Genomic DNA, 5,758 nt, shown 5'->3' on the forward strand with positions numbered 1-5,758 from the left:
TGGGGCGCGGCTTGAACGGGCTTGCCCACGGCACAGTGCTGACAGATCTTGCCCCCGGTCTTGCGCGGTGGCTTGCCGCCCATACCGGCCCCGTGACCGGCGATTATGAGCTGATCGAGGCCGGCATCGCCTTTGCCATCTTTGCCTTCCTGCCGATCTGCCAGCTCAAGGGGGGCCATGCCACGGTGGATATCTTTACCAGCCGCCTGCCACCGCGTGCCAACCGCGCCCTTGCCGCCATGTGGGAGGGGGTCTTGGCGCTGGTCATCATCGTGATCGGTTGGCAGCTTTTCATGGGCCTCACGGACAAGCTGGACAACGGGCAGACGACGTTCTTGTTGCAGATGCCGCTCTGGTGGGCCTATGGCGCAAGCTTTGCGGCGGCTGTGGTGGCGGGTCTGGTCGGCATCTGCAGCGCGGCCATGCGGATGCGCGCGGCGCTTGGCGGGCGGCCCCTGCCATGAGCCTGATGGCGCTTGGGCTGTGGTCTTTCCCGTTGCTTTTGGCGCTGATCTTTTTGCGTGCGCCGATCGGGGCGGCGATGTTTGGCGTGGGGTTTGTCGGGCTCTGGCTGGCGACCGACAGCCCCACCATGGCGCTGAACCTGCTCAAGGGGGAAAGCTACGCCACCTTTTCCAGCTATTCCTTGTCCATCATCCCGATGTTCTTGCTGATGGGGCAATTCGCGGCGCTCTCGGGGATGTCGGGGGCGCTTTTCCGCGCGGCCGATGGCTGGCTTGGCCATCGCAAGGGCGGGGTTGCCATGGCATCGGTGGGGGCTTGCGCGGGCTTTGGGGCGATCTGCGGCTCATCTCTGGCGACGGCGGCCACCATGGGGCGTGTGGCGCTGCCGGAACTCAGGCGCTGCGGCTATTCGGGCGGGTTTGCCACCGCGACACTGGCCGCGGGCGGCACGCTGGGCATCTTGATCCCGCCTTCGGTCATTCTGGTGATCTATGCGATCCTGACCGAACAAAACATTGCGTCGCTGTTTCTGGCCGCCTTTGTGCCGGGCATTCTGGCAGCACTTGGCTACATGATCACCATAGCGATCTATGTGCGGCTGAACCCCACCAGTGCCGGGGCAAAAGACCGCGTGCCCTATGCCCAGCGGTTGCGCGCCTTGGCCGAAATCTGGCCCGTGGTCGCGGTCTTTGCGCTCGTGGTGGGGGGGATCTATGCGGGCTGGTTCACCCCCACCGAAGGGGCAGCGGTGGGCGTGGCGTGCACGGGGGCATTGGCATTTGTGCGCGGCACCATGACTTGGGCGCTGTTGCAAGACGCGATCATGACCACGGCTGTGTCCACCGCGATGATCTTTTTCATCATCCTCGGGGCCAAGCTGTACAATTCCTTCCTCGCCTTGAGCCAGATGCCGCAGGAAGTGTCGCTTTGGGTGGTGGGACAGGGCTTTGCGCCCATGACCGTGCTGATCTTGATCTTGATGTTCTATCTTGTGATGGGCTGCCTGATGGACAGCCTGTCGATGATCCTGTTGACCATCCCGATCTTCTGGCCGGTGATATCAGTATTGGATTTCGGCTTGATCGGCCTGATCGACATGCAGGCCGCACGGCTGGCCGAAGGGATCAGTGATGGCGTGGCGATGGCGCCGGACCTGCTGGCGCAGGCGCAGGCGAAACTGGCGCAAGGCGTGGCGCTGGGCCGCGAGGAATTTCGCGATCTGGGCCTTCGGCCCGTGACCGAGGCCATGCATGCCGATTTCAACCGCACGCTGACCGCGATCTGGTTCGGCATCCTTGTGCTGATCGTGGTCGAGGTGGGGCTGATCACCCCACCCGTGGGCATGAACCTGTTCATCATCAACGCGATGGACAAGACCACACCGATCACCGCCACCTGGCGCGCGGTGATGTGGTTCGTCGGGTCCGATATCATCCGGGTGGCGATCCTGGTGGCCTTTCCGGGGATCACGCTGTTCTTGCTGCGCTAGGGCGTGCGATCAGGCCGAATAGCGCGTGGCACCCCGGCGGCGTTCATCCACGGGTTCGCCCATGACGATGGCGTGGTGGGCGCGCTGGTCGCAATTGGCGCGCGGACAGATGCGGCAATTGATGCCCACCTCGGTCACCGGCGCCTGCCCCATGGCCAGCGTTTCGCCGTAACCGATGGCCCCGACATGTTCGACCGCGCAGCCCATGGCGACGGCCAGCCGCACATCCTGAGTATGGCGGGCGAAACTGGGCCGGTCGACGGTGCGCGAGAACACGAAAAACCGGCTTTGGTCGGGCATTTCGACCAGTTGCGGCACGATCCGGCCCGGCATGCGGAAACAGGTATGCACCTCAAGGCGCGGACAGGCGCCGCCATGTTCGGCCAGATGGAAATCGGTGGCGTTGAAGCGCTTGGTGACATTGCCCGCCTTGTCGATGCGCAGGAAAAAGAACGGCACACCCATGGCGCCGCGTCGCTGCAAGGTGGTGGCGCGGTGACAGGCCTGTTCGAAGCTGACGCCAAAGCGGGTGGCCAGATGATCGAAATCATAGCGGCTGGCCAGCGCCTCGGTCAGAAAGGCGCCATAGGGCATCAAGACGGCGGCGGCGAAATAATTGGCCAGCTCTACCCGGCAGCGCGTGCGCCCATGCGCATCCGACACGCCGGAGTCCGACAAAAGCCCGTCGATCACCCGGCTCTGCTCGATCAGACCCGCCACATGGACCAGCTGAAAGACCCGGTTGGGATGATCAAGCGCCTCGGACAGCAAGATCAGGCGACGCCGTTCGTCATATTCGCGCAAGGTTCCCGGCATCTCGGCCACGGTCATCAGCTGCACCCGCACGCCCAGCCGGTCAAGCAGGCGCTGCTTGAGGGCGGCATAGATATCATCGCTGGCCGGCGGGGGCGCGCCCCAAAACGCCTCGGCACCCTCTTCGAGGGCGGCGAAATGGTTGCGGTTCTTGCGAAAGAAGTTGTGCACGGTGGCCTCGGGCGCACTGCGCAACAGCGCGCCCCCCCCCTCGCCCGCCTCGGCCACGCTCAATAGCTGGTCACTGGCGGCCAGATAGGATCGATGCAGGCGCAGAAAACACAGCGCCAGATCGGGCGCATGCGTCAGCGCCGCGCGGATCTGGGTCAGATCGGGGCGATCGCCCTCAAAGATCGGATCGGCCAAGGCCGCCCGCAGATCGGCCAGATGCGCCGTTTCGTCATCCTCGGCGATGTCGCGCCATTCAATGCCATAAAGCTCGAACAGCTTCAGCATCACCGGCACCGAAACAGGGCGTTCGTTCTTTTCCAACAGGTTGACATACGAGGTCGAGATGCCAAGCGCACGGGCCATCTGGGCCTGTGTCTGTCCATGTTCGACCCGCAGGCGACGCAAACGGGGGCCGATGAAGGTTTTCATGATGTGTGACACCTGATTTACATATTTACAAAACTTGTAGCATGTAAATTGCTGCATTTACAGCAGGACCCGCAAGAATTTTGCGATCCCGGGTTTTTCCCGCATGCTGCGCCCCATCTCAGCAAGGATATTCCCAATGCGCAGCGGACAGACCCAGCTTTTCATTCCCGGCCCCACCAATATCCCCGAAGCGGTGCGCCAGGCGATGAATGTGCCGATGCAGGACATGCGCGCGCCCGATTTCGGAGCGCTGACCCTGCCGGTCTTTGCCGATCTCAAGCGGGTGATGCGGACCGAAACCGGAACGGTCATGATTTTTCCCGGTTCGGGCACGGCCGCATGGGAAGCCGCGATCACCAACACGCTCAACCCCGGTGACCGGGTGCTGATGGCGCGCTTTGGACAATTTTCGAAGCTCTGGGTCGAAATGGCCGAGCGTCTGGGTCTGTCGGTCGAGGTGATCGACGTCGCCTGGGGTGCGGCCACCCCGGTCAACGAGATCGCCCGACGGCTGGGCGCGGATCGTAGCGGCGCCATCAAGGCGGTGTTTGTCACCCATAATGAAACGGCGACCGGCGTCACCTCGGATGTGGCGGGGGTGCGGCGCGCGCTTGATGAGTCCTTGCATGATGCGCTTCTGTTCGTCGATGGCGTGTCGTCGATCGGGTCGATCGATTTCCGCATGGATGACTGGGGCGTCGATCTGGCGGTCACAGGCAGCCAGAAGGGGCTGATGTGCCCGGCGGGCTTGGGTATTCTGGGCGTCAGCGACAAGGCGCTTGCGGCCGCCCGCACCGCCACCATGCGCCGGGCCTATTTCGAATTCGCCGATATGCTGGCGATGAATGCCACGGGCTATTTCCCCTACACGCCCCCCACCCCGCTGATCCATGGGCTGAAGGCCGCCCTTGACCGCATCTTGCGTCACGAAGGATTGGAGGCAGTTCTTGCACGCCACCACCATCTGGCACAGGCCGTGCGCCGGGGCGTGGCGGCCATGGGTCTGTCCATCGTGGCCGAACACCCAAGCCTTGCCTCCGACACTGTGACCGCGATCAAGGTGCCCGAAGGCATCGATGCGCGCGAGGTGATCGCCATTGCCTATGCGGAATTCAACACCTCCTTCGGGTCGGGTCTTGGCCCGCTGAACGGGCGGGTCTTTCGCATCGGGCACTTGGGCGATCTGAACGAGGCGATGGTGCTGACCGCGCTGTCGGTGGCGGAACTGGCGCTGGTGCGCGCGGGTGCCGATCTGCGCTTTGGCGCGGGCGTGGGCGCCGCACAGGCCTGGTTCGCCCAAGCCCGTGGCACCGCGCCACGCCTGACGATCGCCGCTGAATAAATCAGGAGTTTTCCGATGTCCCATACGCTTCACCCGCTGCGTCGCCAGCGCCTTCAGCGGTCCGAACTGGCCGTGCCTGCCTCCAACCCGACGATGATCGACAAGGCGGCCGAATCGGCGGCGGATTTCGTCTTTCTCGATCTGGAGGATGCGGTCGCGCCCCCCGAAAAGCCGCAGGCGCGCAAGAACGCCATTCAGGCGCTCAATGACATCGACTGGGCTGCCAAGGGCAAGACCGTCAGCGTGCGGATCAACGGGCTCGACACCCATTACATGTATCGCGACGTGGTCGATATCATGGAACAGGCGGGCGACCGGGTGCACACGCTTCTGGTGCCCAAGGTGGGCGTTCCGGGCGATCTCTACATGGTTGAGGCCATGGTCAATCAGATCGAACAGGGCACGGGCGTGCAGACCCGCGTGGGGCTTGAGGCGCTGATCGAAACCGCGCTTGGCATGGCCAATGTCGAGGCCATCGCGCAATTCGGCGGACGGCTCGAGGCGCTGCATTTCGGCGTGGCCGATTACGCCGCCTCGATGCGGGCGCGCACCACCAATATCGGTGGCCTCAATCCCGATTACCCGGGCGATCAATGGCATGCCTCGATCACGCGGATGGTGATTGCCTGCCGCGCCTATGGCTTGCGCGCCATCGACGGCCCGTTTGGCGATTTCTCGGACCCCGATGGGTATATCGCCGGCGCGCGCCGTGCTGCCGCGCTGGGCTGCGAAGGCAAATGGGCGATCCACCCCAGCCAGATCGCCATGGCCAACACGGTCTTCAGCCCCCCCGAGGCCGAGGTCGCCAAGGCCCGCCGCATCATCGAGGAACTGCGCACCGCCGAAGCACAGGGCAAGGGCGCGGCCAGCCTTGACGGCAAGATGATCGATGCCGCGTCGGAAAAGATGGCGCGCAATGTGATCGACATGGCCGAAGCCATCGCCGCACGCAGCACAGCCGCCGACGAGAACCGCTGATCCTGCCGCAAGGCCGGTCTTTCCCGCACCAAGAGAGGGTCCCATGGACATCCACGAACATCAGGCCAAGT

The 5,758-nt window shown here is 63.9% G+C and carries 5 protein-coding genes; 4 read left to right on the top strand and 1 reads right to left on the bottom strand.

Going from position 1 to position 5,758, the window contains the following annotated elements; all coding sequences use genetic code 11:
• Together Q0094_RS08250 and Q0094_RS08255 are read left to right on the top strand one after the other, a co-directional pair.
• The coding region (locus tag Q0094_RS08250) for a TRAP transporter small permease (RefSeq protein WP_297617643.1) at window positions 1-464 on the top strand (464 nt) is incomplete at its 5' end.
• Window positions 461-1,954 carry a TRAP transporter large permease gene (locus Q0094_RS08255; protein ID WP_297617646.1) on the top strand — a complete coding sequence of 498 codons (1,494 nt, stop codon included), beginning with the start codon at window positions 461-463 and terminating at the stop codon, window positions 1,952-1,954. The genes Q0094_RS08250 and Q0094_RS08255, both read left to right, overlap by 4 nt.
• Before the next feature lie 9 nt (window positions 1,955-1,963).
• Here Q0094_RS08255 and Q0094_RS08260 read toward each other — a convergent pair whose 3' ends face one another.
• Window positions 1,964-3,367 (bottom strand): short-chain fatty acyl-CoA regulator family protein, encoded by a 1,404-nt coding sequence (locus Q0094_RS08260; protein ID WP_297617649.1) that lies wholly within the window; start codon window positions 3,365-3,367, stop codon window positions 1,964-1,966.
• Window positions 3,368-3,503: 136 nt separating this feature from the next.
• Between Q0094_RS08260 and Q0094_RS08265 the strand changes: the two genes are divergently transcribed.
• Window positions 3,504-4,709 (top strand): aminotransferase class V-fold PLP-dependent enzyme, encoded by a 1,206-nt coding sequence (locus tag Q0094_RS08265; protein ID WP_297617652.1) that lies wholly within the window; start codon window positions 3,504-3,506, stop codon window positions 4,707-4,709.
• A gap of 15 nt (window positions 4,710-4,724) precedes the next feature.
• Window positions 4,725-5,687, top strand: a complete 963-nt coding sequence (locus Q0094_RS08270; RefSeq protein WP_297617655.1) for a CoA ester lyase — start codon at window positions 4,725-4,727, stop codon at window positions 5,685-5,687.
• The last annotated feature ends 71 nt before the right edge of the window (window positions 5,688-5,758 follow it).

Origin of the sequence: uncultured Roseicyclus sp., assembly GCF_937892565.1 — a bacterium.
In the GTDB taxonomy this organism is placed as follows: domain Bacteria; phylum Pseudomonadota; class Alphaproteobacteria; order Rhodobacterales; family Rhodobacteraceae; genus Roseicyclus.

Excerpts from the sequence above, each read along its gene's own strand:
- Q0094_RS08255 (WP_297617646.1), top strand. The coding sequence starts at position 461 with ATGAGCCTGATGGCGCTTGGGCTGTGGTCTTTCCCGTTGCTTTTGGCG.
- Q0094_RS08260 (WP_297617649.1), bottom strand. The coding sequence starts at position 3,367 with ATGAAAACCTTCATCGGCCCCCGTTTGCGTCGCCTGCGGGTCGAACAT.
- Q0094_RS08265 (WP_297617652.1), top strand. The coding sequence starts at position 3,504 with ATGCGCAGCGGACAGACCCAGCTTTTCATTCCCGGCCCCACCAATATC.
- Q0094_RS08270 (WP_297617655.1), top strand. The coding sequence starts at position 4,725 with ATGTCCCATACGCTTCACCCGCTGCGTCGCCAGCGCCTTCAGCGGTCC.